Raw genomic sequence first — 25,954 nt, 5'->3', positions numbered from 1 at the left:
GGTCGATCCTCGGGGGGAACGGAGGCGTTCGGAATCAGGCGACCACCAGCGGTCGTCCGGGGGTCTGCCCCACCTTCACCCGGTCGGCGAGGAGCCAGAGCGCGGTCAGCGCGACGAACGTCGCCGCCGCGGACGGGTAGAGGATCGGCGGCGCGGCGTCCAGCGCCTGGAGCACCCAGATCCCGCCGTAGCCCAGGCCCGTGACGGCCGCGGAGCCGAGGACCGCGGCCAGCGGCGCGGGCAGCCTGCCCAGGTGCGCCGCGTCCACGGCCAGGCCGATGAGCAGCAGGAACACCGGCACGGTCGACAGCGGGAAGTCGGCGACGCCGAGCAGCGGCCAGATCAGCAGGCGGTAGGCGACGTAGCCGCCCGCCACCGCCGTCGCGGCCCACGGCACGCCGATCGTGCGCCGGGCGATGACCAGCACGAGCGCCGCCGCGACCAGGCCCCACACCGGGTAGACCCAGTCCGGGATGGGCAGCGAGAACTGGACGATCGACTCGCGGTCCACGGGCCGGCCGATCTGGTCGGCGGCGAACTGGAGCAGGCTCGGTTCGGCGTACGGGTCGCCGCGGTCCCACGAGGCGATCTCCAGCACGCCGTACTCCTGGTGCTGGTTCGGGAACCACATGTTCTCCAGGAACAGCAGCCACAGCCCGGTCAGCCCGAGCACCCGCCACCGGCCGCCGGCCGGGAAGAGCGCGATCCAGCCGCGGAGCGCGCCCGCCATCATGATCGCGGTGCCCAGGTACAGCAGGGCGTGCGACCCGCTCCACGACGTGATGTCGAGGCCGTTGATCCGGTGGTTGATCAGGTCGATGGGCAGCGCGACCAGGAAGACGCCGGTGCCCCACTGCATCAGCCGCAGCGCGGTCTTGTCCGCGCCGTAGCCGGTGTAGGTGTGGAACAGCGTCAACCCGACCACGATCACCGTGCCCAAGGTGTTGATCATGTGCGGTGGCGCCAGTTCGTCGCGCAGCCACTTGAAGTGCCAGGCCACGTCCCACGAGGAGCCGATCAGCTTGAGCAGCAGACCGACGAGCCAGAGCTTGTAGAGCGCGGCGACGAGCGCCGGTGGCGTCTCACGCCCCGGCTCGCCGCGCTCCCAGTACTGGTCGCGGAAGCGCGCGACGCGATTGGTTACCCCCATGTTCACCCGCCCATGATGCGTCCCGGCTGGGGTGGCTGGAAGGGTGCCCCGCCCTGGAATTTTCCCGGAACATCCCTTAGGGGATGACCATGACCAGCGTATTCCGAGTCGACTCATGCTAACAGGTGATGTTCGTTGCTCCGAATAGCCGCAACGGGAAAGGTGCGGTCCTGAGAGTTCACTGAGAACCGAGGAGCGCTTTCATGGGCAAGAAGGTCGTCGCCGGCGTCATCGTCACCGCGCTGGTGCTGACACTGGTCGCTGCGGTGGCCCGGGTATTCCTAAGCTGAGGGCATGGACAACCTGCTCGGTCCCGAACCCACGTTGCTGCCGGACCGCCCGGAGGCGCAGGCCGCCGCCGAGGCCGGCACCGACCCGGCCAAGATCGTCCGCGCCTACCCCGACTTCAGCGAGGCGTGGGCGCTGCTCGCGGAGCGGGCGTTGCAGACCGGCGACCCCGTCGCCGGCTACGCGTTCGCGCGCACCGGCTACCACCGCGGTCTCGACCAGCTCCGCCGCTCGGGGTGGAAGGGCCACGGCCCGGTGCCCTGGTCGCACCGCGGCAACCAGGGCTTCCTGCGCGCGCTGGCGGCGCTGGCGCGGGCCGCCGACGAGATCGGGGAGACCGAGGAGTACGAGCGCTGCCGCAAGTTCCTCGGCGACAGCGACCCGGCGGCGCCCGCCGCGCTCGGCCTGAGCTGAGCACGTGGGGGCCGTGCGCGACGAGGTGGCGCGCAGGCTGAAGCGGTGGCGGAGCACGGCCTTGCCGATCGGCCAGGCCGCGCTCGCCGCCGGGCTGTCCTGGCTGGTCGCCACCGAGGTGGTCGGCCACGCGCACCCGTTCTTCGCGCCGATCGCCGCCGTCGTCTGCCTCGGCGTGTCGCTGGGGCAGCGGCTGCGGCGCGTCGTGGAGCTGGTCGTCGGCGTGTCCGTCGGCGTCGGCGTCGGCGACGTGCTGATCTCGTTGATCGGGTCGGGGCCGTGGCAGATCGCGCTGGTCGTGGCGTTGGCGATGTCCACGGCGGTGCTGCTCGACGGTGGCGCGGTGATCGCGCTGCAGTCCGGCTCGTCGGCGGTGCTGGTCGCCACGCTGCTGCCGCCCAGCGCCGGCGGCGGGCTGGACCGGATGGTGGACGCGCTGGTCGGCGGCCTGGTGGGGCTGGCCGTGACGGCGCTGCTGCCGGCGAACCCGCTGACCGTCGCGCACCGGCAGGCGAAGGTGGTGCTCGGCGAGCTGACCGAGGCGTTGCGGGGCGTGGCGACGGCGGTGGCCGAGTCCGACGCCGTGCAGGCCGCCAGCGTGCTGGCGCGGCTGCGCGGCAGCCAGGAGGCGGTGGACGAGTTCGCGTCGGCGTTGAAGACCGGCGGCGAGATCGCCACCATCGCGCCGATCCGCTGGCGCAGGCGGCACGAGCTCGGCCGGTACGAGACGGCCGCCACGCCGGTGGACTACGCGCTGCGCAACGCCCGGGTGCTGGCCCGGCGGGCGTTGGCCGCGCTGCGGGACGGCGAGCGGATGCCGGACGTGCTGCCCGACGTGCTGCGGCAGTACGCGGACGCGGTGGACGTGCTGCGGGGCGAGTTGGAGCGCGGTGTCGAGCCGAAGCGGGCGCGGGCGGCCGTGTGCGCCGCGGCGGCCTGCGCCACGGCGCAGCACCTGGGCGGCGAGGGCTTCTCCACGAAGGTGGTGCTGGCACAGGTGCGCTCGGTGGCCGTCGACCTGCTCCAGGCGACCGGCCTCTCCCGGGTGGAGGCCGCGCAGTCGTTGCCGCCCCTGACGCGCAAGAGCGGCAACGACCCCTAGCCCTCGGGGCGGTTCAGCACGCCGAGCAGGACGGCGTGCACCGCCTCGTGGTCGGCCGGGTCGGCCAGCTCGCACGACGCGCCGGTGATGGCGTACCACTCCTCCGCGCCCTCGTAGCGCACGGTCGCGCGCAGCTCACCGCCGTCCAGCGTGGTGCGCAGTTCCAGGTCGCCGGTCACCACGCCGACTTCGTCGGTCATGACGCCGCCGGGTCCGGCCACGAAGGCGGAAGACAGGTCGGCCATCGGTCGTCAGCACCTCCCCAGCATGCTTTGCAGTGCAGACTTCTCCGTCGAGTTCACGCTCAAACCCCACTTGTGCTTCGAGTGCGTCCACATCTTCGCGTACGTGCACCAGTAGGAGGTCAGCGGTGGCTTCCAGAGCGCCGGGTCCTGGTCGCCCTTGGCCTGGTTGACGTTGTCGGTGACGGCGATCAGCTGCGGGCCGCTCAGGTCGTTGGCGAACGACTGCCGCCGCGACGTGGTCCACGACGACGCGCCGGAGCGCCACGCCTCGGCCAGCGGCACGACGTGGTCGATGTCCACGTCGGAGGCCGCCGTCCACGTCGCGCCGTCGTACGGGCTGTGCCAGCGGCCGGACGTGGCCGCGCAGGCGGAGTCGGTGACCACGCCCGTGCCGTCGCGCTTGAGCACGGTCTCGCGGGTGTTGCAGGCGCCCGACACGGTGCTCCAGTGCGGGAACAGGTCCCGCGAGTAGCCGCTGGTCGACCCCTCGGTGGCCACCCTCAGCGCGGCCAGCTCCGCCAGGGCGGTGGACGTGCTCGGGATGTCGGGCGGCGTCGCCTGGGCGGGGGTGACCAGGCCGAACGCCAGCGCACCAGCCAGGAGCAGGGAAAGAGCCGGAAGTCGCGGGGATGCGGTGAATCGCGTGGTTTTGTTGACCGTTGACATAATTCCGACCTTCCTAGTTGGAAGCTGTCGGAATTACCTTGGGTCAATTCTCCGTCCGTTACAACGCTTTCGAGTGACGCCTGAATGGCGGCCGAGAAAATTCCTCCGTCACTGCATCCCGCGGATCAGCCGCAGGTCCTCCGTGTGGCGGTACCAGGTCCACTTGCCCATCGGCCGCGGGTGCGGGACGCCGTCCGAGTCGACCTGCACCGGCAGGCAGCCGAGCTGGAACGCGCGCGCCGGCGTGCTGGTCACCTTCCGCCCGAACAGCCGCTTGTGGATGACGCGGACGACCAGCCCCGGCCCGCCCTCCGGGTCCGGGGTCACCTCCAGCCGGGACGCCTGGCCCCGGAGCACCACCGTGTCGTCCCCGTAGCCGACCCCGCGCACCGGGCCGAGCGAGCCGAGGCCGACGAGCACGCCGCCGACGTCGTCGCGGACGAGTGGCACCCGGTCGGGGTCACCCGACAGGGCGAGGTCGAGCGCGCGGCCCGGATCGGTCGGCAGGCCCCAGAGCGCGGCCACCTCGGACCGCGGGTCCACGGGCACGTACCCGACCGGCACGTCGGCGAGCCGTTCGGTGCGCAGCAGCCGCAGCACGACCGCGTTGAGGTCGCCGTCCGTGCCGTGCACGACGAGACGTTTGTCACCCGAATCGGCGAGAACCGCGTCCACCTCGGCCTTTCCGGGCCGTTCCGCCACTCGGCGGACCTCGAAACGGTCACCGTCCGTGATCATTGGCGACTGCGAGTTTCCGCAGGCCAGCACGATTCCGCGCACCTTCATCTCCTGGTCTACCCTCAACAGCCGTCCACTGACGGCTCGGCCGTCGCAGGCATTCGGCTCTTTACCCGTCCAACCGCTTGGAGTTTCACATGCCGGCCGTCGTGCTGATCGGTGCCCAGTGGGGCGATGAGGGCAAGGGCAAGGCAACCGACCTGCTCGGTGACCGGGTGCAGTGGGTGGTCCGGTACCAGGGCGGCAACAACGCCGGGCACACCGTGGTGCTGCCCGACGGCCAGAAGTTCGCCCTGCACCTGATCCCCTCCGGCATCCTCACCCCTGGCGTGACCAGCGTCATCGGCAACGGTGTCGTGGTCGACCCCGGCGTGCTGCTCGAGGAGTTGGCGGGCCTGGACTCCCAGGGGGTCGACACCAGCAAGCTGCTCATCTCCGCGGACGCGCACTTGATCATGCCGTACCACGTGGCGATCGATAAGGTCACCGAGCGGTACCTGGGCAAGGCCAAGATCGGCACCACCGGTCGCGGCATCGGCCCGTGCTACCAGGACAAGATCGCCCGCGTCGGCGTGCGCGCGCAGGACCTGCTGGACGAGAAGATCCTCCGGCAGAAGGTCGAGGCCGCGCTCGACTTCAAGAACCAGGTGCTGGTCAAGGTCTACAACCGCAAGGCGCTCGACCCCGAGCAGGTCGTGGACAGCGTGCTGGAGCACGGCACCAAGTTCACCTCCCGGATCGCGGACACCCGCCTGCTGCTCAACCAGGCGCTGGAGCGCGGCGAGACGGTGCTGCTGGAGGGCTCGCAGGGCACCCTGCTCGACGTCGACCACGGCACCTACCCGTTCGTGACGTCGTCGAACCCGACCTCGGGCGGCGCGAGCGCCGGTTCGGGCATCGGGCCGACGCGGATCACCACGGTGATCGGCATCCTCAAGGCGTACACGACCCGCGTGGGCTCGGGCCCGTTCCCGACCGAGCTGAACGACGAGATGGGCGAGCACCTGCGCAAGACCGGCGGCGAGTTCGGCGTCACGACCGGCCGGTCCCGGCGCACGGGCTGGTTCGACGCGGTGATCGCCCGGTACGCGGCGCGCGTCAACGGCATCACCGACTACTTCCTGACCAAGCTGGACGTGCTGTCCGGCCTGGAGAAGGTGCCGGTCTGCGTCGGCTACACGATCGACGGCGAGCGGGTCGACGAGATGCCGATGTCGCAGACCGACGTGCACCACGCCGTGCCGGTGTACGAGGAGCTGCCGGGCTGGTTCGAGGACATCAGCCACTGCCGCACGTACGAGGAGCTGCCCGCGAACGCGCGCGCGTACGTCGAGCACCTGGAGCAGATCTCCGGCGCCCGGATGTCCGCGATCGGCGTCGGCCCCGGCCGCGACCAGACCATCGTGCGGCACCGGATCATCTGACCCGACCGGGCGAGAAGTGCCTCCGACGCCGAAGCAATCGGCATCGGAGGCACTTTCACAATTCGGGACGCGTTGACTTGTTCCGGCCGGATATCGAAACTCGGACGTGCTGATCAGCGCGTCCGACGTTCCCCGTCCGCTGGGAGAAATCCGTGTCGATCTCCACCGCGGGTGTCCTCGCGCGCCCTGATCCGGTCGCCACCGCGCGCGCACCCGCCACGAGGCAGCGCAAGTGGCCCGACCTGCGCCGGTGGCTGAGCCCGCTCGGGCTGGTGCTGCTGTGGCAGGCCGCGAGCAGCACGGGCCTGCTGCCGCCGGACAAGCTCGCGTCGCCCGCGACGGTGTTCCGGTCCGCCTACGAGCTCATCGTGGACGGGCAGCTGGTGGACGCGTTCCTGGTGTCGTCGAGCCGCGTCGCGGTCGGGTTCGCCCTGGGCGCGGTCGTCGGCGGCGTCCTCGGCCTGGCGTCGGGGCTGTCCCGCTGGGGTGAACGGCTGCTCGACCCGCCGGTGCAGATGCTGCGCACGCTGCCGCACCTCGGCCTGATCCCGCTGTTCATCCTCTGGTTCGGCATCGGCGAGGAGCCGAAGCTGGCGCTGGTCGCGGCCGGCGTGGCGTTCCCGCTGTACCTGAACCTGCACGCGGGCATCCGGCAGACCGACCCGGCGCTGCTGGAAGCCGCGCGCGTGCTCGGCTACTCGCGGTTCGACCGGGTCGCGCACGTCGTGCTGCCGTCGGCGGTGCCCCAGACGCTGGTGGGCCTGCGGATCGCGCTCGGCACGGCGTGGCTGTCGCTCATCGTCGGCGAGCAGATCAACGCGGACGCGGCATCGGCTACCTGATCAACAACGCGCGCGAGTTCCTGCGCACCGACGTCGTCGTGGTGGGCCTGCTGGTCTACGCGCTGCTCGGGCTGACCACGGACGCCCTGGTGCGCGCGCTGGAACGGAGGGTGCTGCGGTGGCGGACGCGGTGAGGATCCGGGGACTGGTCAAGGACTTCGGGCCGCGCCGGGTGCTGGCCGGGCTCGACCTGGACGTCGCGGACGGCGAGTTCGTGGCCCTGCTGGGGCGCAGCGGGTGCGGCAAGTCGACGTTGCTGCGCGTCCTGGCCGGGCTCGACCCCGACGTCGAGGGGACGTTCTCGGTGCCCGAACGGGTGTCCGTCGCGTTCCAGCAGCCCCGGCTGCTGCCGTGGCGGAGGGTGTGGCGCAACATCTCGCTGGGGCTGAGGGGCGTCGACGGCCGCTCGGTCGCGGCGAAGGCGCTGGCGGAGGTCCGGCTCGCCGACCACGCCGACGCGTGGCCGTTGACGTTGTCCGGCGGCGAGGCGCAGCGCGTGTCGTTGGCGCGGGCGTTGGTGCGAGAGCCGGAGCTGCTGCTGCTGGACGAGCCGTTCGGCGCGCTGGACGCGTTGACCCGGCTCGCCATGCACCACCTGGTGGAGCGGTTGTGGCGGGAGCACGGGCCCGCCGTGCTGTTCGTGACCCACGACGTGGACGAGGCCCTGCTGCTGGCCGACCGCGTCGTGGTGCTGGACGAGGGTCGGATCGTGGCCGAGCACCGCGTCGACCTGCCGCGACCGCGGCGCCGCGCGTCGTTCGCCGACCTGCGGTCGCAAGTGCTGTCGGACCTGGGGGTGGACGATGTCGAAGCTGCTTAGCGCGTTGGTGGTCGGGGTGCTGGCGCTGTCGGGCTGCGGCACGTCGTCGTCCTCGGCAGACGGTCCGGTGGTTCTCAAGGTGGGCGATCAGAAGGGCGGTTCGAAGGCGCTGCTGACGGCCGCCGGCCTGCTCGACGACTTCCCGCACGAGATCGAGTGGTCCACGTTCACGTCCGGTCCGCCGTTGCTGGAGGCGGCGTCGGCGGGCGCGATCGACGTCGGCGGTGTCGGCAACACGCCGCCGATCTTCGCGGCGGCGGCGAACGCGAAGATCGCCGCGGTGTACTCGGCGAAGGGCAACGTGGAGAGCGACGCGCTGCTGGTGCCCGCCGACTCGCCGTTGCGGACGGTGCAGGACCTCAAGGGGCGCGGCATCGCGGTGGCCAAGGGCAGCTCGGCGCACGGCCAGGTGCTGCTGACGCTCGCCTCGGCCGGGCTGACGACCAAGGACGTCACGCTCAACTTCCTCCAGCCGTCGGATGCGTACTCGGCGTTCACGCAGCGGCGGGTGGACGCGTGGGCGGTCTGGGACCCCTACACGGCGCAGGCGGAGCAGGAGGCCGGCGCGCGGGTGCTCACCGACGGGCGCGGCAAGTCGAACGGCTACATGTTCCAGGTGGCCGGTCGGGCGGCGTTGGCGTCGCCGGGCAAGAGCGAGGCGATCAAGGAGTTCGTGAAGCGGATCAGCCAGGCGCAGCGGTGGGCCGACACGCACCGCGAGGAGTGGGCGAAGGCGTGGGCCGCGGAGACCGGGCTGAAGATCGAGGTGGCGCGGGCGGCCGTGGAGCGCGGCGGCGACCTGCCGGTGGCGCTGGACGACGCGGTGATCGCGTCCGAGCAGGAATTGGCCGACGCGTTCACGGCGGAGGGCACGTTGCCGGGCAAGGTGGACTTCCGGAAGTTCGTGGACACCCGTTTCCAGGAGGAGCTGTCATGAGCGTGGTGCCGCACTGGTTCCTGCCCACGTCCGGTGACGGCCGGACCGTCGTCGAGCGCTTCCACGCCAACCGGTCGCCGGGCGCGGCGGCGTTGCGCGAGCCGGACGTCGACTACCTGGCGCAGATCGCGCAGGCGGCCGAGCGCAACGGGTTCGCCGGCGTGCTGACGCCGACCGGCACGTGGTGCGAGGACGCGTGGCTGACCACGGCGGCGCTGCTCGCGCGGACGTCGACGTTGAAGTTCCTGGTGGCGTTCCGGCCCGGGGTGATCTCGCCGACGTTGGCCGCGCAGATGGCCGCGACGTACCAGCGGATCTCGCGCGGGCGGCTGCTGCTGAACGTGGTGACCGGCGGTGACGAGGTGGAGCAGCGCCGGTTCGGCGACTGGCTCGACCACGACCAGCGCTACGCGCGGACCGACGAGTTCCTGCACGTGGTGCGGGCGGTGTGGTCGGGGCGGCCGGTGGACTTCGACGGCGAGCACTACCGGGTGGCGGGCGCGACGGTGATGGCCGCGCCGGACCCCGTGCCGCCGATCTACTTCGGCGGGTCGTCGGACGCGGCGCTGCCGGTCGCGGCGCGGCGGGCCGACGTGTACCTGACGTGGGGCGAACCGCCGGCGCAGGTGGCCGAGAAGATCGGCCGGGTGCGCGCGCTGGCGGGCGACCGGCCGATCCGGTTCGGCGTGCGGCTGCACACGATCAGCCGCGACACGTCCGCCGAGGCGTGGCGGGAGGCGGAGAAGTTGCTGGCGGCGCTGGACCCCGAGCAGGTGGCCAAGGCGCAGGAGCAGCTGCGGACGTCGCAGTCGGTGGGTCAGCAGCGGATGGTGGCGCTGCACGGCGGCGACCTCAGCCGGGGCGTGCGCGGCCTGGAGGTCCACCCCGGGCTGTGGGCGGGCGTCGGGCTGGTGCGCGGCGGCGCGGGCACGGCGCTGGTCGGCAGCCACGAGGAGGTGGCAGACCTGATCGGGGAGTACCACGACCTCGGCGTGGAGGAGTTCGTGCTCTCCGGCTACCCGCACCTGGAGGAGGCCTACTGGTTCGGCGAGGGCGTCCTCCCGATCCTGGCCCGGCGCGGCCTGCTCGCGGGGCCGTCGGCGCACGAGCACCCCGAATTGTCGGACCCCGTCGGTAGAATCACAGCAAGGGTTCCCCTTGGCGGGGACCTTCGCGAAGCCGCGCACGGCGGGTCCTGATCACGGGGGTGCCCGCACTCGCGGAGCGCGGGCATCCCTCCGACGATCAGGCGATCGTCGTGCGGCCGCGGAGGTCCGGCCGGGTGGTCACCCAGCCGGACCCCCGGAGCGACGGGAGCGCGCGTCAGCCCTTGCGGGCTTCCACGGCGGTGTCGGGGTTGTCGGCGAAGACGCCGTCCAGGCCCGTCGCGTAGAACTTCGCGTACTCGCCGAACGCGTCGCCGTACGCGGCCGGGTCGGTGGACTTGCGGAAGTCCGCCGGCAGGAACGTGTTCTCGTTGCGGAACGTCCAGGCGTGCACGATCAGGCCACGCGTGTGGGCGTCCCGCACCAGGGTGGTCGGCTCGCGCAGGAAACCCGCCGCGTCACGCGGGATGATCCGGTCCTTCGCCGCGCCGATCCCGGACGCGTACGTGCGGATCTCGCGCAGCCCCTCCGGCGTCACGAGGTCGCTGTAGGTGCGCTTGTCGCCGGCCTTCACGAAGTCGTACGGCGCGCCCGACCCGTTGATCAGCTGCACCAGCGGCACCCGCAGCTTCCCCTTGAGCTGCTTGAGGTTGGCCACCTCGAACGACTGCACGTACACCTTCGCGCCGGGCCGGTTCAGGCCCGCCTTCGTCAGCACGTCGACCAGGCGCGGCTCCAGCGGCAGGCCGATGTCCTGGAAGTACGTCGGGTGCTTGGTCTCCGGGTAGATCCCGATGTCGCGGCCGAGCTCGCGCGTCAGCCGGCGGGACAGGTCGACGACCTCCTCCAGCGTCGGCACCTCGAACCGGCCGTCGTAGAGGGTGTTGCGCGGCCGGACCTCGGGGATGCGCTCCTCCGCCCGCAACGTCTTCAGCTCGGCGAGCGTGAAGTCCTCGGTGAACCAGCCGGTGATCGACGCGCCGTCGATGACCTTGGTGGCCTTGCGCGCGGCGAACTCCGGGCGCGCCGCCACGTCCGTGGTGCCGCCGATCTCGTTCTCGTGCCGGGCGACCAGCTTGCCGTCCTTGGTCACGACCAGGTCGGGCTCGACGTAGTCGGCGCCCATCCGCGCGGCCAGCTCGTACGCGGCCAGCGTGTGCTCGGGCCGGTAGCCCGACGCGCCGCGGTGGCCGATCACCAGCGGCCCCCTGCGCGACGACGCCACCTCCGCGTCACCGCTCGCCGACGCCGACGGCAGCACCGCCGCCCCCGCCACCGCGAGCGCCGCGAGCGCCACCCCGACGATCCTCGTCCGCACCATCGCCGACCTCCCCAAAGGGTTCCTGCCCGGAGACTCCTGACGCGCGGCAGCCTCGTCGCGCACCGCGACGTCCCGAACACGCTAGGGCGAAGTGCCGGCCACGTCACGGTGAACGCGTGGTGAGTGGTTCGGTGTTCGTCACTCCCTGGATATGGCCGCTTCCTCCAGGTCGAGTTCGCGGAGCACCCGGAACAGCACCTCGTCGTCGATCCGCCCGTCGTCGCGCGCCTGGACGAACACCTGCCGCTCGGCCTCCAGCATCGTGCGCCGCAGCCGCCGGTAGGACGCGGCCGGGCTCTCGTCCTCCTGCCTGCCCAGCCGCTCCCACGCCGCGTTGCCCCGGTGCTCGGCCATGATCCGCAGCCGGTCCACCACGTCGTTCGACGTGTCGTCGTCGCCGATCATCTCGTCCAGCTTGCGCACGGCGGCCTGCGCGGCGGCGTGCTGCACCTGGGCCTCGGCCAGCGCGTCGGTCCGCTCCTCGTCGCCGTGGAACCCGAGCTTGCGGATCACGAACGGCAGCGACAGGCCCTGGACGAGCAGCGTGCCCACGGTGACCACGAACGCGCAGAACACGATCACCTCGCGCCCGGGCAGGTCCAGCGGCAACGCGCTCGCCGCGGCCAGCGACACCACGCCGCGCATCCCGGCCCACGACAGCACGGTCACGCCACGCCACCCCGGCGCGGGCTCGCGCTCCCGGATCCGCTTCGACAGCAGCCGGGGCAGGTAGGCGGCCGGGTACATCCACGCGAACCGCACCAGGATCGTCGCCGCCAGCACGGCCACCGCCGCCCACACCAGCCCGGCGGTGATGTCCACGTCCCGCACCACGCTGTTGAGCTGCAAGCCGATCAACGCGAACACGAACGACTCCAGCAGCACGTCCACCGACCGCCACACCGCCGTGTCCTGCAACCGCGTGTAGTACGAGCTGCGGGGCGCGTTGTGCCCGATGTAGAGCCCGGCGATGACGACCGCGAGCACACCGGAGGCGTGCAGCTCCTCGGCGAAGATGTACGCGCCGAACGGCACCAGCATGCCGAGCGCGCTCTCCATCACGCCGTCGTCGAGCCGGTCGCGGATCCGGCGCACGCCCCAGCCGATCGCCAACCCGACGAGCACGCCGCCACCGGCGCTGACCACGAACGTGCGGGTGCCGTCCACCCAGGTCGCGGCGGCGCCGGCCGCCGCCGCGACGGCCACCTTGTAGGCCGTCAGCGCGGTCGCGTCGTTGATCAGGCTCTCGCCGGTGAGCAGCGTCATCGTCCGGCGCGGCAGGTTGAGCCGCCGGCCGACCGCGACCGCCGCGACCGCGTCCGGCGGCGCCACCACCGCGCCCAGCACCAGCGCCGCGGGCAGCGACAGCCCGGGCAGCACCAGGTGCGCGACCCAGCCGACGGCCGTCGTGGTGGCCAGCACCAGGCCCACCGCGAGCAGGCCGATCGGCCTCAGGTTCGCCCTGATGTTGTGGTAGGAGCTGTCCAGCGCGGCCGAGTACAGCAGCGGCGGCAGCACCAGGACCAGGATCAGCTCCGGTTCGAGGGCGAACTCCGGCAGGCCGGGGATGAACGAGACCGCGAGCCCGACGCCCACCAGCACCAGCGGGGCCGACCAGTTGAGGCGTTTCGCCGCCGCCGTGACGAGCAGCGCGCCGACGAGCAGCAGGAGCAGTTCCGGACCGTGCATGGCGCAATCTTGCGTGATGATGACCGGTATGACCTGTCCTCACGTCTCAGAGCTCCCGGAATCCGTCGCCCCGGACAACCCGGAGGGCTGTGCCGACTGCCTCGCCCACGACGAGCACAACTGGGCTCACCTGCGGATCTGCCTGTCCTGTGGCCACGTCGCGTGCTGCGACTCCAGCCCGCGCCGGCACGCGACCGCGCACTTCCACGCCTCGGAGCACCCGGTGATGCGGTCGTTCGAGCCCGAGGAGGACTGGCGGTGGTGCTACGTCGACGCCCGGATCGTGTGACCGGCGGCCGTGCCCGCTCTGCCCGGCAGGTCTTTACAGTCCCTTTAGACGGTTGCCCTATGGCTGTGACCGGCGACACAAGTAGCTTCGTGAGCGCTTCACCCAGCGCGACACGAAGGGGTGCGCGTGCCGACCAAGCCGCAGGTCGAAGTCGATGAACTGATCGCCGAGCACGACGAGGAGCGCCCGTCGCGCGCCTTGTCCCGGCGCTGGGAGCTGGGCGTGCGGGTGGCGGGCCTCGCCATCGCGCTGCTCGTGCTCAAGCAGGTGTTCTGGCCGTTCGCCAAGGGTGGCCAGTACTACCTGGTGATCTTCCTGGCGGTCACGCTGCCGCTGGTCTTCCTCTGCTACCGGCCGCGCGGCAGGCGTGGCCGCGCCGACGATCCCGGCGTCGTGGACTGGGTGGCGGCGACCTGCGCGTTCGTGGTGGGCGCGTACCCCCTGTTCGGCGGGTTCGACGCGTTCCTCGACCGCCAGGGGCAGCTGACCGCGCTCGACGTCGTCGCCGGGTCCCTGCTGCTGGTGCTGATCCTGGAGGCGTGCCGGCGGACCACCGGCTGGGTGCTGCCGATCGTCTGCGTCGCGTTCATCGCGTTCGCCTACTACGGCGGGTTCCTGCCGCCGTCCTGGACGATCTCGCACGCCGGCGTGGACTTCTCGCAGATCGTCAACGGCTTCTACAACGACGCGACCGGGTTCTACGGGACGCCGCTGGACGTCGCCGCCACGTACATCGTGCTGTTCACGATCTACGGCTCGGTGCTCAACGCGTCCGGCGCCGGCGCGTTCTTCGTGGACATCAGCTTCTCCGCGTTCCGCAAGTCGCGCACCGCGCCGGGCCGCACCGCCGCCACCGCCGGGTTCCTGCTCGGCACCGTGTCCGGCTCGGGCACCGCGACGACCGTGTCGCTGGGCGCGGTGACCTGGCCGATGCTGGAGAAGGCGGGCTACCCCAAGGAGAACGCGGGCGGCCTGCTCGCCGCGTCCGGCATCGGCGCGATCCTGTCGCCGCCGACGCTCGGCGCGGCGGCGTTCATCATCGCCGAGTTCCTGGAGACGTCCTACCTCCAGGTGCTGATCTGGGCGATCCTGCCGACCCTGCTGTACTACCTGGGCATCGCGCTGGCCGTGGAGATCGACGCGCGCAAGTTCGGCGCGAAGCCGGTGGAGATCGACTCGCCGAGCCCGTGGGCGCTGCTCAAGCGGGGCGGGTACCACTTCCTGTCGCTCGCGGTGATCGTGGTGTTCCTCGCCCTGGACATCCCGGTGTTCTCCGCCGTCGTCTACGCGACCGGCGTCGCGGCGCTGTTCGCGCTGGCGGCCGTGCGCGGCGACGTGCGGGCGTGGCTGCGGGCGATGGCGGACTCGCTGTCGTCCGGGGTGCGGTCGGCGTTGCCGGTGATCGCGGTGTGCGCGGCGGCGGGCGTGATCACGTCCACCATCACCAAGACCGGGCTCGGCCAGGTGCTGGCGTCGATGCTGGTCGACGTGGCCGGCGCGATCTCGTCCGACCCGACCGCGGTGCTGTTCGTCACGGTGGTGCTGGCGGCGGTCGCGGTGAGCCTGCTCGGCCTGGCCGTGCCGGTGACGGCGTCGTTCATCATCTCGTGGGTGGTCATCGGGCCCGCGCTGATCGAGCTGGGCGTGGCGCCCGAGGAAGCCGCCATGTTCATCTTCTACTACGCGGTGCTGTCCGAGGTGACGCCGCCGACGGCGCTCGCCGCCGTGGCCGCCGCCGCGATCACCGGCGGCGACGTGATGAAGACGATGTGGCGGACGTGGAAGTACACGCTGCCCGCGTTCCTCGTGCCGCTGGCGTTCGTGCTGACCGACAACGGCGCCGGGCTGCTGCTGCGCACGTCGTTCCTCGACAGCGCGTGGGTCTTCGTGGTCTCCGCGCTGGGCGTGGCGGCGTTGGCCGTGCTCACCGGCGGCTGGATGTTCGGCCGCGCGCGGTGGCCGGAACGCGTGCTGTGCGCGCCCGCCGCCGTCGCCCTGCTCTACCTGCAACCCGTCACCATCGCCGTCGGCCTCGGCTTCCTGCTGGCCGCGGTCGCGGTGCACGTCGTCCTACGCCGGAAGATCCACTCGGGAGAGGAACAGCATGCGCAGCTGGACGCTTAAGGTCGCCGCGGGCGTGCTCTCGGTCGGCCTCGTCGCCGCCGGGTGCGGCGGCAAGCAGACACCGGCCGCGTCGAGCGGCGACCCGGGCGGGGCCGCCTGCGAGGCGGCGGACGGTCGGATCACCATCGCGACCGGCAACTCCGGCGGCGTGTACTACGTCGTCGGCGGCGGGCTGGCGAAGCTGATCAGCGACAACACCAAGCTCAAGGCCACCGCCGCGGAGACCGGGGCGTCGGTGCAGAACATCCAGCAGCTCGTCGCGGGCGACTACGACATGGCGTTCTCGCTGGCCGACACGGCGGCGGACGCGGTCGCGGGCAAGGGCGCGTTCGACGGCAAGCCGCAGCAGGTGCGGGCGCTGACCAGGCTGTACCCGAACTACACGCAGGTGCTGGTCAGGGCCGACGCCGGGATCGACTCGGTGGCCGACATGCGCGGCAAGCGGATCTCGACCGGGTCGCCCAAGTCGGGCACGGAGGTGATCGCGCAGCGGCTGCTGACCGCCGCCGGGCTGAACCCGGAGACCGACGTGCGGGCGCAGCGGCTCGACCTGGCCAAGACCGCGGACGGGATGAAGGACGGCAGCATCGACGGCCTCGTCTGGTCCGGCGGCCTGCCCACCGCGCAGATCACCGACATCACCACGTCGTTGCGGGACAAGGTCAAGTTCATCGACATCACGCCGCAGCTGGACGCGTTGAAGAAGGTCAACGAGGTGTACGACCGGGGCGTCATCCCGGCCGCGACCTACGGGCAGCCGGCGGACGTGCCGACCGTGGCCGTGCCCAACGTCCTGCTCGTGCGCGCGGACTTCCCGGAGGGCGACGCGTGCGCCGTGACCAAGCTCATCCACGAGAAGAAGTCGGACCTGGAGGCCGTGCACCCGGCGGTGAAGGACATCCGCCGGGAGCAGGCCGGGATGACCGACCCGGTGCCGCTGCACCCCGGCTCGCTGGACGCACTGGGCGACTGACCGGGCGGGTCATCTAGGCTTCCGCACCGTGCGTGTCCTGGTCATCGGGTCTGGCGCCCGTGAACATGCCCTTGTCCTCGCTTTGTCGCGGGATCCTTCGGTGATCGCGTTGGCCTGCGCGCCGGGCAACGCCGGCATCGCCGGTGTCGCCGAGACCTACGGGGTCGACGTCACCGACGGGGACGCCGTGGCGGCCCTGGCCAAGGAGTGGAACGCCGACCTGGTCGTGGTCGGGCCGGAGCAGCCCCTGGTGGCGGGTGCGGCGGACGCCGTGCGCGCGATCGGGATCCCCTGCTTCGGCCCGTCGGCCGCGGCGGCGCGGATCGAGGGCTCCAAGGCGTTCGCGAAGGACGTCATGGCCGCCGCCGGCGTGCCGACCGCCGTGTCGGAGATCGTCGACAACCCGGCTCGGCTCGACTCGGCGCTGACCCGCTTCGGCCCGTGGTGGGTCGTGAAGGACGACGGCCTGGCCGCGGGCAAGGGCGTGGTCGTCACCGCGGACCGCGCCGTGGCCCGCGCGCACGCCATGACGTTGCTCGACCACGGCCACCCGGTGCTGCTGGAGTCGTTCCTCGACGGTCCGGAGGTGTCGCTGTTCTGCCTGGTGGACGGCGCCACCGTGGTGCCGCTGCTGCCCGCGCAGGACTTCAAGCGCGTCGGCGACGGCGACTCGGGCCCCAACACCGGCGGCATGGGCGCGTACTCGCCCCTGCCCTGGGCCGCGCCCGACCTCGTGGACACGATCGTGTCGACCTGCGTCCAGCCCGTTGTGGACGAGCTGGCGCGCCGCGGCACCCCGTTCACCGGCCTGCTGTACGCGGGCCTGGCCCTGACCTCCACCGGCCCGCAGGTCATCGAGTTCAACTGCCGGTTCGGCGACCCGGAGACCCAGGCCGTCCTGGCGCTGCTCCGCACCCCGCTGGCGGCCCTGTTCCACGCCGCCGCCACCGGCGACCTCGCGTCCGCGCCGGAGCTGGACTGGGCCGAGGGCCACGCCGTGACCGTCGTGATCGCCGCCGAGGGCTACCCCGGCCGGCCGCGCACGGGGGACGTGATCAGCGGGTCCGAGGGGGAGGGCGTCCTGCACGCGGGCACCCGCCGCCGCGAGGACGGCGCCGTCGTCTCGATCGGCGGCCGGGTCCTCTCGGTGGTCGGCACGGGCGAGACCCTGGCCGACGCCCGGACCGACGCCTACCGCCGCCTGGAAGGCGTCCACCTGACCGGCTCCCACCACCGCACGGACATCGCGCTGCGCGCGGCGAACGGCGAGATCACCGCCCCCTGACCCGGTCGCGGACCTCACGGTCGACCGCCGCCGACCCGCGGGAACCGGACCGGACGTTTCTTCGTCCAACCTCAGACCCGGTTCACGCGGTCGTTGGTAGCCTCGACCCGGGTTCAATCCGTTACCGACCGTACGGGGGTAGGACGTCGTGGAACAGGAGACCGGCCTACTAGGAGCCGTCGCCGCCGCGGGGGGAGCCGTCGGCAGGGCGGTCGGTGAGATCTTCGCGGCGGAGAAGCGGCTGGGCGACACCATGGCCGCCGGCCCGGCGTCGGGCCAGAGGTTCCAGGTCAGCAAGGACACCGTGCTCCAGGCGGGCAAGATCATCAGTGATCAGGCCGAGGTGCTCGCACGAAGCCTCCGGCGCAGTGAACGGCCTCTCCAGGTGGACCTGCCTCCCGGCACGGACCCCGTCAACGAGAGCATCGCCGCGGCCTGGAACTCCCGGTTGGTCGATGGTGACGACACCTACGTCGGCCGGGTGCGGCAGTACATCGACAGCCTCGATGAGCTGGTGGTGCAGTTGAGGGCCGTCGCTACCCAGTACGGGTTCACCGAGGACGAGGTCACCTCGGCCTTTGGAGCAGCCGGTGCGCAGTAGTCCCCGAGGTGGTCTGGTGCTGGCCGTCGCCGCGAGCCTCCTCCTGGTCGGCTGCACCGCCGAGGAACCGGGTGATCCGCGGCCGAGCTCCGGTGACGGGTCGACGTCGAGCGCTTCCGAGGCGCCGACCACCACGCGTTCCTCCCGGCCGGAAGCGATCAAGCTCGACGGGCTCGACCCCTGCCAGGCGTTGACGGCCGATCAGATGAAGCAGCTGGCGGTGGCGGAACCGGAGCTGCAGGAGACCGAGCTGAGCGGCCTCGGGAAGTTCCCCCTCTGCGACTACTCCAGCACCAGCTCCCCGCGATTCGGGTACGGCGTCGGCCTGGTGACCAGCAAGGGGATCGAGCACTGGCAGGGCAACGGCAACGTCGACGTCGAGCGCACCGAGGTGAGCGGCTACCCGGCTGCTCAGGTGGTGCTCTCCGGGACGGACGACGTCCTGTGCTCCATCGCGGTCGACGTCGCGGACGGACAGCAGCTGCTCGTGGACTTCAACCCGCTCGGTGACGAGTTCTCGCAGGACAAGATGTGTCAGAACGCGAAGAAGGCGGCTGAGCTGGCGCTCGTCACCTTGCCGACTCTGGTGTGAGGGGGAAGCCATGGGGTACCGAGACATCACCGACTTCCGGTTCGAGGGTTACGACAACCAGGCGCTGGCCACCCTCGTCCAGCAGTTCCAGTCGGGTGACGCCGCGCAGAAGTTCAGCGACGCCTCGCACACGCTGCGCGAGTTGTCCGCCAGCCTCGGCGAGGTGGACGAGACCCTGCGCCGGGAACTGAAGAAGCTGGGCATCGACTGGCAGGGCGCCGCCGGCGACCAGGCGAGCGAGAAGACCACCGTCATGGCCGACTACGCGACCGAGGCGGACGAGGCCGGCAGGCAGAACTCCATGGCCACGCGGGTGCAGGGCGAGTCCTACAGCCAGACCCGGAACGGGATGCCCGAGCCGCAGAAGTTGCGCGGTGACACCGAGACGCACATCGGTGACGACTTCCTCGGGTTCTTCGGGCACGAGACCGACCACGCCAAAGAGGTCAAGGAGACGCAGGCGGCGCGGGAGCAGGCGATTCGGGGGCTCGACCAGTACACCGAGGCCAGTCGGGACGCGCTGAACCAGTACCAGGGCATGAACAAGCCGCCGCAGTTCGACGTGACGGCCACGTCCAGCGTCAGCACGCCGGTCGCTTCGGTCGGGTTGCCCGGTGGGACCACGCCCGGGATCGCCGGCGGTGTGCCGGGCGGCGTTCCCGGTGGGTCCGGTCACCTGCCCGGTGGCGGCACGGTCGGTCTGCCGCCGCAGGTGCCCGGTCAGGTGCCGGGTGGTTCGACCGGGTTGTTGCCGAGCACGCCCGGTGGCCAGGCGGTGCTGCCGCCGGCCGCGTTGGGCGGCAAGCCGGGTGGGTCCAACTTCGGCTTGGGGCTCGGGCTCGGGTTGGCCGGCGGGCTCGGGTTGGGGCTCGCGGCGACGCAGGCGCGCGGTGGGCGGGTCGTGCGCAACACCGCCCCGGCGATGCCCGGCGGCGGCAAGGCGCCCGAAGGTCCCGCCGGTGGCAAGGGGACCGGCGGCGGTGGCGGCGGCAAGGGCGGTGTGCCCGGGATGCCCGGCACGTTGACCGGGAAGTCCGGCATCTCCGCGACGATCGGCGCCATCGACCCCGACGAGCGCGTGCCCGGTCGTGGCGCGGCCGGTGGCGTCGCGGGCAGGGGCGGCGCGGGTTCCTCGATGTTGCAGCCGGCGGCCAGCGCCAAGGGCGGCGAGGGCGAGGAGGACGGCGAGCACGTCCGCAAGTACGGCGTCGACTCCGACGACGTGTTCGGCGACGAGCGGATGGTCGTGCAGTCGGTCATCGGCGACGAGTCCGAGAAGAAGTGAAGTGAGCGGCACGGTTGTCCTGTCCACGTTGGAGTTCGACGTCGCGTGGGAGGGTGAGCGACTTGCCCGGCGCAACGTCGCGCTGGACGTGCCGAGCCCGGGCATCACGCACACCGAGCGCGCCGTGTTCGTCGAGCAGGCGTGGGCCTCGCTCGCCGAGCGCGGGCTGGCGGCGAACCGGCGGTTGATGCCTGAGCTGGCCGACGCGTTCGCGCTGCTGGCCAACCCGCAGGTGTCGATCGACCTCTGGATCTGGGTCGACCGCCGCAAGATCAAGGGCTTGGCGGCGGCGGCCGGTGACGAGGGCGTCCTCGCCGTGGTCGACGGCGACGAGGTGTGGCTGATCGAGTCACGGGGCAGCGCGCTGGCCGAGTCGGCGGTGTCCGTCGCCGGCGACATGCCCGCCGGGTACGGCCGGTCGATCAGCCTGCCGAACGACGTGCTGCGCGCGGCGGCCGAGGAGTCCGGGCGGGACGCGGAGAAGCTGGTGCTGGCGCTGGAGCGGCAGGGGTTGCCGCTGCACGAGGCGCAGGAGCTGGCCGGCATGTGCGACGGGATGAGCACCCGCGGCCAGTTCGGCGTCGAACGCGCCCGGCCCGGCGGCCCGCCCGTGCGCGCGGGCCGCGTGGTCGCCTGGCACGACACGCCGTCCGGCCGGTACCTGCACCAGGTCCGACCCAGCTCGGACGGCCGCAACTGGAGCACGATCACCCCGATCGACAACGCCCGGCTCGCCGGGTGCGTGTGGGAGCTGGTGCAGGAGGTCTGAGTTCCCCGCGCCGGCACGGAACCCGCGCGTCCTCGGCGACGTCAGTTCCCGGAGCGGGCCTGGGGGGCCGGAGCAATGCCCGCCGTCATTCGGGAGTGACGTCTGGTGACCAAAGCGACCCTCAGCGCCACCGCGTTCCGCACCGCCTGGGAACACCTCGACCTCGGCGCCATGCCGATCGTGCTGCACGTGCCGGACGACCCCGCGCCGTGGAGCCACCTCACCGCCCAAGGACTGGCACGCGGCGGCGAGCTCGACCCGTGGCTCGGCGCGGCGTTCAAGCTCATCGCCCATCCGCCGCGGTCGGCGGACCTGCGGCTGGGCCTGGGCAGGGCCGCGGTGCGCGCGCTGGCCGCGTCCACCGGCTCGGGCTCGATGCTGGCCGTGCTGACCGGGGACCTGCTCACCGTGCGGGAAGTGGACGACGACCTCGCCACCGCGCTGGTCGGGTTGCTGCCGGGCCTCGCCGACGGCCTGGTCGGCCGACCCGACCTGCGCGGCCAGTTCGGCGCCGCGGCGATCGACCGGAGCGGGCGGCGCCGGCGCGCGGCGGACGTGGTCGACTTCCACGGACCGGTCGACCCCGACGTGCTGCGGAAGAGGATCACCGTTCTGCTGGAGGAATTCCAGCGATGACGGTCGACGCCGAGGCGATGGGGCGGTGCCGGAGCGCGGTGAGCGCGCAAGCGGGGTGATTCGGCGCGGTGGGTGACGGGTGCCGAGGTCGTGGCGCGGTCCGGCGGGTAGGTGTCGGCGCAGCTCGCGGGCAAGGTCGACACCGCCCGGCCGGCGCGTGGCGGGGCGGTTCGGCCGACGGGGTTGTCGCGCACAGGGCGGGATTCACCAAGAGCGGGAAATGCTCCGACCGACGCGCTGACCGTGGCTCCGGGCGCGGTGGAGGACGGGGTGGAGGACGGGGTGGAGGACGGGGTGGCTCCGGCACGCTCGCGCAGGGCAAGGCGATCGAGTGGACGCCCTCGGGTTCGGGTTCCGGCGGTGGCGTGGTTGTCGGGGCTGGGCGCGGGTCGGTGACGAGGGTCGCGGCCAGGATTGGACTGGGACTCGACCAGGTCGGTGGGACCTCGGTCGCGCCGAGGGTGGCGGACCAGAACGCGGTGGCCTCGGCGCGCGGTGTGTCGATCAGCGGGGGTGTGGACGCGGCTGCGGTGCGTGGTGGGGCAGTGATCGGCGACGGTAGTGGAGTGGTGGCAGTAGTGGTGACCTGCGGGATCTTGTCGGCGTTCGATTAACCTGGCCGGCATGGTCGGTGTCGCGGGACGTGCGGATGTGCCTCCTTTCCACGTCATGGAGGTGTTGTCGGCCGCGGCGCGGCGGCAGCGGGTGGTCGGGGACGTCGTGTCGTTGGCGGCGGGGCAGCCGTCCAGTCCGGCGCCCACGCCGGTGCTGGAGGCCGCTCACCGCGCCCTGCGCGAGCAGACGTTGGGCTACACCGAGCAGCTGGGCATCCTGGAGCTGCGGGAAGCGCTGACCGGCCACTACTCCCGGCAGTACGGGCTGGAGGTCTCGGCGGACGACGTCGTGGTGACCACCGGCTCGTCCGGCGGGTTCCTGCTGGCGTTCCTCGCCGCCTTCGAGGCCGGCGACCGGGTCGCGCTGGCCCGGCCCGGCTACCCCGCCTACCGCAACATCCTCACCGCGCTGGGGTGCGAGGTGGTCGAACTGCCCTGCGGCCCGGAGACGCGGTTCCAGCCCACGGTGGCGATGCTGGACGACGCCGGTCCGCTCGCCGGGCTCGTGGTCGCCAGCCCGGCCAACCCGACCGGCACCGTGCTGTCCCCCGACGAGTTGGCCGACCTCTCGGCCTGGTGCGCCGAGCACGACGTGCGGCTCGTCAGCGACGAGATCTACCACGGCATCAGCTACGGCGCGCCCCTCGCCAGCGCGTGGCAGACCTACCGTGACTCCATCGTGGTCAACTCCTTCTCCAAGGCGTTCGCCATGACCGGCTGGCGGTTGGGGTGGATGCTGCTGCCGCCCGACCTGCGCCGGGCGGTGGACCGGTTGACGGGTAACCTCACGCTCTGCCCGCCCGCGCTGGCCCAGCACGCGGCCGTCGCCGCGTTCGAGCCCGAGTCGTACGCGCAGACCGAGCGACTGGTCGAGGGGTACCGCCTCAACCGGGACGTGCTGCTCAAGGGCCTGGCCGACTTCGGCATCGACAAGGTGGCCCCGGCCGACGGCGCCTTCTACGCCTACGCCGACGTCTCGCACCTCACCGACGACTCGATGGACTTCTGCCGCCGCCTCCTGGACGACACGGGCGTCGCGATCGTGCCGGGGGTCGACTTCGACCCCGTGCGCGGGCACGAGTTCATCCGGATGTCCTTCGCCGGGGCCGCCCCCGACATCGAGGAGGCGTTGCGGCGATTGGGTGCTTGGTTGTCGTCATCATGATGACAGTTGTACTCCTGATCCGGGCCGGGGTGGGGAACTGATCAGGTGGTTCAGTCGTTCGGATGACATGGTCCGGATAATCGTGTGGCTGCTCGCGGCCTGGCTCGTGATCACCGTGCTCGGCGCGGTGATCGAGGGCGTCTTCTGGCTCGCGGTGATCGGTGGCGTGCTGTTCCTGGGCACGGCCGCGTACGGCGCCATCAAGAGCAGCAAGCGCCCGAAGGGCATCAAGGGGCCCTGAGCCCGCCCCGAACCTCCTGATCGACCCCACGAGCTGGTAAAACGCCGACCGGACCCGCACCATGGGTCGGTGTTCGAGACCGATGAACGACGCCTCGCCCGGTGGGAGAGCCGCGCCGAGTGGCCGCTGACGGGCCTGGCGGTCCTCTTCGTGGTGGTCTACGCCTGGCAGGTCCTCGACGGCCGCTCGACCCCCGGCGTGCACGCCGTGCTGGAAGTCGTCCTCTGGCTGATCTGGCTGGTCTTCGCGGTGGACTACGCCGTGCGCCTCAAGCTCGCCGTCGACAAGCGCAGGTTCGTCGTCACCCACCTGTTCGACCTGCTCGTGGTCCTGCTGCCGATGGTCCGCCAGCTGCGCGTGCTGCGGCTGATCAGCGTCCTCAGGGTGCTCAACAAGCGGTTCGCGGGCAGGTTCCGGCAACGCGTCGGCGTCTACGCCGCGGGTGTCACCTTCCTGGTCGGCCTGTGCGCCTCACTGGCCGTGCTGGACGCGGAACGCGACCACCCGGACGCCTCCATCACCACCTTCGGTGACGCCGCGTGGTGGACGCTCACCACGATCTCCACCGTCGGTTACGGCGACCGCTACCCCGTGACCTGGGAGGGACGCCTGGTCGCCGCCCTGCTGATGATCGGCGGCATCGCCCTGCTGGGTGTCATCACCGGCACGATCGCGTCCTGGCTGGTCGAACGGCTCAGCGGCGTCGAGGGCTCGGTGGCGGAGGCCGAGCAGGCGACGGCGGCCGAGCTCCGCCTGGTCCGGGCGGAGCTGGCCGAACTGCGCGAGGAGCTGCGCGCGGCGAGGTCCGACCCCGGCCGCTGACGACCCGGCCGCTGACAACCCGACCGCCGACGACCCGACCGCCGACGACCCGACCGCCGACAGCCGACCGCCGACGACCCCGACCGCGGTCGCTAGTCCCCGAGCACCTGCCGCGCGTGCACCGGCCCCTGCCACAGCACACCTCGGAGCCCGGCCGCGACCGCGCCGTCCACGTTCACCTGCCGGTCGTCGAAGAACACGCAGTCCGCCGGCCGCGCCCCGATCCGCTCCGCCAACGCGGCGAAGATCCGCGGGTCCGGCTTGGCCACGCCGAGGTCGCCGGAGAACACCAGGTGCCGGAAGTGCCTGGTCCACGGCTCCCGCTCGGCGGTCCGCGCGAACGACACGGGCGCGTTGGACAGCAGCGCCAACGGCACCCCCGCCGACGCCAGCTCGGCCACCAGCTCCACCGCGCCCGCCGCCGGCCGCAGCCACCCGCGCACGTCCACCTCGGTCAGCCGCCCGGCCAGCGCCTCGTCCACCGGCACGTCCACGGCGGCACCGACCGCGCGCCAGTACGCCAGGTCGGGCTGACCGGCGTCGTAGGCCTCCCGCGCGCCCCAGTACCCGCGCGAGAAGTCCTCGACCGGCACGCCGAGCAGCGCGGCCAGCGCGGGCAGCTCCCGGGTCGGCTCGCTGAGCACCTCGCCGTAGTCGAACACCACCCAGCGCACGTCAGCTCGCCGACCCGATCCGGCGCAACGCCTCGGCCACGTCGTCCGCGTTCACGTCGCGGTGCAGCACGAACCGCACCTTGCCCGCCATCGGCCCGGCGAACACGCCCAGGTGCCGCAGTCCGGTCAACGTCACCTCCAGGTCCGGCACGCCCGCCAGCACGATGTTGGTCTCCGGCTCGTCGACCTGCCAGCCGAGCCCGGTCAGGCCGCGGGCCAGCGCGCGGGCGTTCGCGTGGTCGTGCGCGAGGTCGTCGATGCGCCCCAGCCCCACCAGCCCGGCGGCGGCCAGCACGCCACCCTGCCGCACCCCGCCGCCGAGCATCTTGCGCACCCGCCGCGCCTCCGCGACGAACGACGACGTCCCGGCCACCACCGAGCCCACCGGCGCGCCGAGGCCCTTCGACAGGCACACCTGCACCGTGTCCACCCCGACCGTCAACGCGGCGGGCGGCAGGCCCAGCGCCACGGCCGCGTTCCACAACCGCGCGCCGTCGAGGTGCACGCGCAGGCCGGTCTCCTTGGCCGCCGACACCAGCAACGCGTGCTCGTCGGGCTGCGTCACGGCCCCGCCGGCGGCGTTGTGCGTGTTCTCCAGGCACAGGAGCGTCGTGCGCAGCGTGTAGTACGGCCCGGACGTGCCGGCCGCCGCGCGCACCGCGTCGGGTGACGCCCGGCCGGGTCCCGCGTCGCACTCCAGCGGGTGCGGCATCCCGCCCGCGATCCACGCCGCCGTGCCGAGCTCGTTGTCGAGCACGTGGGCGCCGCGCGGCGCGAGGAACCGGTCGCCGGGCCGCAGGTGCACGGTCAGCGCGATCAGGTTGCCCATCGACCCCGACGGCACCCACAGCGCCGCGTCCACGCCCAGCAGCTCCGCGACGCGTTCCTCGAGCCGGCGCATGGTGGGGTCGTGGTCGAGCACGTCGTCGGCGACCTCGGCACTGGACATCGCCAGTCTCATGGCCTCGTCCGGCTGGGTGACGGTGTCGGAGCGGAAGTCGAGCGGCGAGAGCTGGGTCACGAATGGATCACATCACACCGGGCAAGTCCTGCCCCGGTCGCGTCGGCGGTACCACGATGGGGGGTGACGCAAGTCTCGGTGAACCGGCGTGCAACCGTGGGCGCCACCGGTTCCGTCCGGT

General features: G+C 72.1%; 26 protein-coding genes and 1 pseudogene. 19 read left to right on the top strand and 8 right to left on the bottom strand.

The features are described from left to right. Positions 1-34 precede the first annotated feature (34 nt). Positions 35-1,150, bottom strand: coding sequence for a hypothetical protein (locus ACQPYE_RS39595; RefSeq protein ID WP_498723079.1), 1,116 nt, complete (start codon positions 1,148-1,150; stop codon positions 35-37). Positions 1,151-1,444: 294 nt separating this feature from the next. Here ACQPYE_RS39595 and ACQPYE_RS39590 point away from each other — a divergent pair, with 294 nt between their 5' ends. Both ACQPYE_RS39590 and ACQPYE_RS39585 read left to right on the top strand, forming a co-directional pair. Then, on the top strand, positions 1,445-1,852 hold the full coding sequence (locus tag ACQPYE_RS39590) for a DUF3151 domain-containing protein (protein ID WP_498718215.1): 408 nt from the start codon (positions 1,445-1,447) through the stop codon (positions 1,850-1,852). 4 nt (positions 1,853-1,856) lie between these two features. Next, on the top strand, positions 1,857-2,954 hold the full coding sequence (locus ACQPYE_RS39585) for an FUSC family protein (RefSeq protein ID WP_498718214.1): 1,098 nt from the start codon (positions 1,857-1,859) through the stop codon (positions 2,952-2,954). On the opposite strand, the gene ACQPYE_RS39580 is transcribed toward ACQPYE_RS39585, so the two are convergent. The 3 genes from ACQPYE_RS39580 to ACQPYE_RS39570 form a co-directional block, all read right to left on the bottom strand. Beyond that, positions 2,951-3,199 carry a hypothetical protein gene (locus ACQPYE_RS39580; RefSeq protein ID WP_498718213.1) on the bottom strand — a complete coding sequence of 83 codons (249 nt, stop codon included), beginning with the start codon at positions 3,197-3,199 and terminating at the stop codon, positions 2,951-2,953. The two genes, ACQPYE_RS39585 and ACQPYE_RS39580, sit on opposite strands and share 4 nt — an antisense overlap. A 6-nt stretch (positions 3,200-3,205) precedes the next feature. Beyond that, a complete protein-coding gene (locus ACQPYE_RS39575; protein ID WP_498718212.1) occupies positions 3,206-3,865 on the bottom strand; it encodes an HNH endonuclease family protein in 660 nt (219 codons plus the stop codon). A 108-nt stretch (positions 3,866-3,973) separates the two neighbouring features. Further along, positions 3,974-4,645 carry a hypothetical protein gene (locus ACQPYE_RS39570; protein ID WP_498718211.1) on the bottom strand — a complete coding sequence of 224 codons (672 nt, stop codon included), beginning with the start codon at positions 4,643-4,645 and terminating at the stop codon, positions 3,974-3,976. A gap of 95 nt (positions 4,646-4,740) precedes the next feature. Here ACQPYE_RS39570 and ACQPYE_RS39565 point away from each other — a divergent pair, with 95 nt between their 5' ends. The 5 genes and pseudogenes from ACQPYE_RS39565 (at position 4,741) to ACQPYE_RS39545 (ending at position 9,825) form a co-directional block, all read left to right on the top strand. Beyond that, on the top strand, positions 4,741-6,027 hold the full coding sequence (locus ACQPYE_RS39565; RefSeq protein WP_498718210.1) for an adenylosuccinate synthase: 1,287 nt from the start codon (positions 4,741-4,743) through the stop codon (positions 6,025-6,027). A 152-nt stretch (positions 6,028-6,179) separates the two neighbouring features. Then, a pseudogene (locus ACQPYE_RS39560) lies at positions 6,180-7,003 on the top strand (ABC transporter permease). After that, positions 6,988-7,689, top strand: coding sequence for an ABC transporter ATP-binding protein (locus ACQPYE_RS39555; RefSeq protein ID WP_498718209.1), 702 nt, complete (start codon positions 6,988-6,990; stop codon positions 7,687-7,689). Before ACQPYE_RS39560 ends, ACQPYE_RS39555 begins: the two are co-directional and overlap by 16 nt. Next, positions 7,673-8,626 carry an ABC transporter substrate-binding protein gene (locus tag ACQPYE_RS39550; protein WP_498718208.1) on the top strand — a complete coding sequence of 318 codons (954 nt, stop codon included), beginning with the start codon at positions 7,673-7,675 and terminating at the stop codon, positions 8,624-8,626. The genes ACQPYE_RS39555 and ACQPYE_RS39550 overlap by 17 nt, the downstream gene beginning before the upstream one ends. Further along, a complete protein-coding gene (locus ACQPYE_RS39545; RefSeq protein WP_498718207.1) occupies positions 8,623-9,825 on the top strand; it encodes an LLM class flavin-dependent oxidoreductase in 1,203 nt (400 codons plus the stop codon). Before ACQPYE_RS39550 ends, ACQPYE_RS39545 begins: the two co-directional genes overlap by 4 nt. A 124-nt stretch (positions 9,826-9,949) precedes the next feature. On the opposite strand, the gene ACQPYE_RS39540 is transcribed toward ACQPYE_RS39545, so the two are convergent. Together ACQPYE_RS39540 and ACQPYE_RS39535 are read right to left on the bottom strand one after the other, a co-directional pair. Beyond that, complete coding sequence (locus ACQPYE_RS39540; RefSeq protein ID WP_498718206.1) at positions 9,950-11,053, bottom strand: glycerophosphodiester phosphodiesterase; 1,104 nt, start codon at positions 11,051-11,053, stop codon at positions 9,950-9,952. Positions 11,054-11,191: 138 nt separating this feature from the next. Further along, positions 11,192-12,742, bottom strand: a complete 1,551-nt coding sequence (locus tag ACQPYE_RS39535; RefSeq protein ID WP_498718205.1) for a Na+/H+ antiporter — start codon at positions 12,740-12,742, stop codon at positions 11,192-11,194. Positions 12,743-12,770: 28 nt separating this feature from the next. Between ACQPYE_RS39535 and ACQPYE_RS39530 the strand changes: the two genes are divergently transcribed. The 12 genes from ACQPYE_RS39530 (at position 12,771) to ACQPYE_RS39475 (ending at position 24,138) form a co-directional block, all read left to right on the top strand. Next, positions 12,771-13,031 carry a UBP-type zinc finger domain-containing protein gene (locus ACQPYE_RS39530; RefSeq protein ID WP_498718204.1) on the top strand — a complete coding sequence of 87 codons (261 nt, stop codon included), beginning with the start codon at positions 12,771-12,773 and terminating at the stop codon, positions 13,029-13,031. A gap of 126 nt (positions 13,032-13,157) precedes the next feature. Further along, positions 13,158-15,155, top strand: a complete 1,998-nt coding sequence (locus ACQPYE_RS39525) for a TRAP transporter permease (RefSeq protein ID WP_498718203.1) — start codon at positions 13,158-13,160, stop codon at positions 15,153-15,155. Beyond that, positions 15,136-16,128: a TAXI family TRAP transporter solute-binding subunit gene (locus ACQPYE_RS39520; protein ID WP_498718202.1), complete on the top strand. Its 993-nt coding sequence runs from the start codon at positions 15,136-15,138 to the stop codon at positions 16,126-16,128. Before ACQPYE_RS39525 ends, ACQPYE_RS39520 begins: the two co-directional genes overlap by 20 nt. 28 nt (positions 16,129-16,156) lie before the next feature. Next, positions 16,157-17,413: a phosphoribosylamine--glycine ligase gene (purD, locus tag ACQPYE_RS39515; protein WP_498718201.1), complete on the top strand. Its 1,257-nt coding sequence runs from the start codon at positions 16,157-16,159 to the stop codon at positions 17,411-17,413. Positions 17,414-17,561: 148 nt separating this feature from the next. Further along, on the top strand, positions 17,562-18,014 hold the full coding sequence (locus ACQPYE_RS39510; protein WP_498718200.1) for a hypothetical protein: 453 nt from the start codon (positions 17,562-17,564) through the stop codon (positions 18,012-18,014). After that, positions 18,004-18,606 (top strand): DUF3558 domain-containing protein, encoded by a 603-nt coding sequence (locus ACQPYE_RS39505; RefSeq protein WP_498718199.1) that lies wholly within the window; start codon positions 18,004-18,006, stop codon positions 18,604-18,606. Before ACQPYE_RS39510 ends, ACQPYE_RS39505 begins: the two co-directional genes overlap by 11 nt. 10 nt (positions 18,607-18,616) lie before the next feature. Continuing rightward, positions 18,617-19,891, top strand: coding sequence for a PPE domain-containing protein (locus tag ACQPYE_RS39500; protein WP_498718198.1), 1,275 nt, complete (start codon positions 18,617-18,619; stop codon positions 19,889-19,891). Between the two features lies 1 nt (position 19,892). Next, positions 19,893-20,660, top strand: coding sequence for an ESX secretion-associated protein EspG (locus tag ACQPYE_RS39495; RefSeq protein WP_498718197.1), 768 nt, complete (start codon positions 19,893-19,895; stop codon positions 20,658-20,660). Positions 20,661-20,765: 105 nt separating this feature from the next. Continuing rightward, on the top strand, positions 20,766-21,296 hold the full coding sequence (locus ACQPYE_RS39490; RefSeq protein WP_498718196.1) for an ESX secretion-associated protein EspG: 531 nt from the start codon (positions 20,766-20,768) through the stop codon (positions 21,294-21,296). A gap of 624 nt (positions 21,297-21,920) precedes the next feature. Next, entirely contained in the window at positions 21,921-23,075 is a 1,155-nt protein-coding gene (locus ACQPYE_RS39485) for a pyridoxal phosphate-dependent aminotransferase (RefSeq protein WP_498718195.1), read from the top strand. Between the two features lie 67 nt (positions 23,076-23,142). Further along, on the top strand, positions 23,143-23,316 hold the full coding sequence (locus tag ACQPYE_RS39480) for a hypothetical protein (RefSeq protein WP_498718194.1): 174 nt from the start codon (positions 23,143-23,145) through the stop codon (positions 23,314-23,316). 69 nt (positions 23,317-23,385) lie between these two features. Next, positions 23,386-24,138, top strand: a complete 753-nt coding sequence (locus ACQPYE_RS39475) for a potassium channel family protein (protein ID WP_498718193.1) — start codon at positions 23,386-23,388, stop codon at positions 24,136-24,138. Positions 24,139-24,230: 92 nt separating this feature from the next. On the opposite strand, the gene ACQPYE_RS39470 is transcribed toward ACQPYE_RS39475, so the two are convergent. After that, positions 24,231-24,812, bottom strand: coding sequence for an HAD family hydrolase (locus tag ACQPYE_RS39470; RefSeq protein WP_498718192.1), 582 nt, complete (start codon positions 24,810-24,812; stop codon positions 24,231-24,233). A 1-nt stretch (position 24,813) separates the two neighbouring features. Next, positions 24,814-25,833: a threonine aldolase family protein gene (locus tag ACQPYE_RS39465; protein ID WP_498718191.1), complete on the bottom strand. Its 1,020-nt coding sequence runs from the start codon at positions 25,831-25,833 to the stop codon at positions 24,814-24,816. Positions 25,834-25,954 lie beyond the last annotated feature (121 nt).

Origin of the sequence: Actinosynnema sp. CA-299493 (genome assembly GCF_050946825.1) — a bacterium.
Classification (GTDB): Bacteria; Actinomycetota; Actinomycetes; order Mycobacteriales; family Pseudonocardiaceae; genus Actinosynnema.
The sequence above is the reverse complement of the archived record's forward strand: the minus strand, read 5'-3'. Positions and strand labels throughout refer to the sequence as shown.

What these genes read in the sequence shown, in the direction of transcription:
- ACQPYE_RS39595 (WP_498723079.1), bottom strand. Translation starts at nt 1,150, where the DNA reads ATGGGGGTAACCAATCGCGTCGCGCGCTTCCGCGACCAGTACTGGGAG.
- ACQPYE_RS39590 (WP_498718215.1), top strand. Translation starts at nt 1,445, where the DNA reads ATGGACAACCTGCTCGGTCCCGAACCCACGTTGCTGCCGGACCGCCCG.
- ACQPYE_RS39580 (WP_498718213.1), bottom strand. Translation starts at nt 3,199, where the DNA reads ATGGCCGACCTGTCTTCCGCCTTCGTGGCCGGACCCGGCGGCGTCATG.
- ACQPYE_RS39575 (WP_498718212.1), bottom strand. Translation starts at nt 3,865, where the DNA reads ATGTCAACGGTCAACAAAACCACGCGATTCACCGCATCCCCGCGACTT.
- ACQPYE_RS39565 (WP_498718210.1), top strand. Translation starts at nt 4,741, where the DNA reads ATGCCGGCCGTCGTGCTGATCGGTGCCCAGTGGGGCGATGAGGGCAAG.
- ACQPYE_RS39550 (WP_498718208.1), top strand. Translation starts at nt 7,673, where the DNA reads ATGTCGAAGCTGCTTAGCGCGTTGGTGGTCGGGGTGCTGGCGCTGTCG.
- ACQPYE_RS39545 (WP_498718207.1), top strand. Translation starts at nt 8,623, where the DNA reads ATGAGCGTGGTGCCGCACTGGTTCCTGCCCACGTCCGGTGACGGCCGG.
- ACQPYE_RS39540 (WP_498718206.1), bottom strand. Translation starts at nt 11,053, where the DNA reads ATGGTGCGGACGAGGATCGTCGGGGTGGCGCTCGCGGCGCTCGCGGTG.
- ACQPYE_RS39535 (WP_498718205.1), bottom strand. Translation starts at nt 12,742, where the DNA reads ATGCACGGTCCGGAACTGCTCCTGCTGCTCGTCGGCGCGCTGCTCGTC.
- ACQPYE_RS39530 (WP_498718204.1), top strand. Translation starts at nt 12,771, where the DNA reads ATGACCTGTCCTCACGTCTCAGAGCTCCCGGAATCCGTCGCCCCGGAC.
- ACQPYE_RS39520 (WP_498718202.1), top strand. Translation starts at nt 15,136, where the DNA reads ATGCGCAGCTGGACGCTTAAGGTCGCCGCGGGCGTGCTCTCGGTCGGC.
- ACQPYE_RS39500 (WP_498718198.1), top strand. Translation starts at nt 18,617, where the DNA reads ATGGGGTACCGAGACATCACCGACTTCCGGTTCGAGGGTTACGACAAC.
- ACQPYE_RS39485 (WP_498718195.1), top strand. Translation starts at nt 21,921, where the DNA reads ATGGTCGGTGTCGCGGGACGTGCGGATGTGCCTCCTTTCCACGTCATG.
- ACQPYE_RS39480 (WP_498718194.1), top strand. Translation starts at nt 23,143, where the DNA reads ATGGTCCGGATAATCGTGTGGCTGCTCGCGGCCTGGCTCGTGATCACC.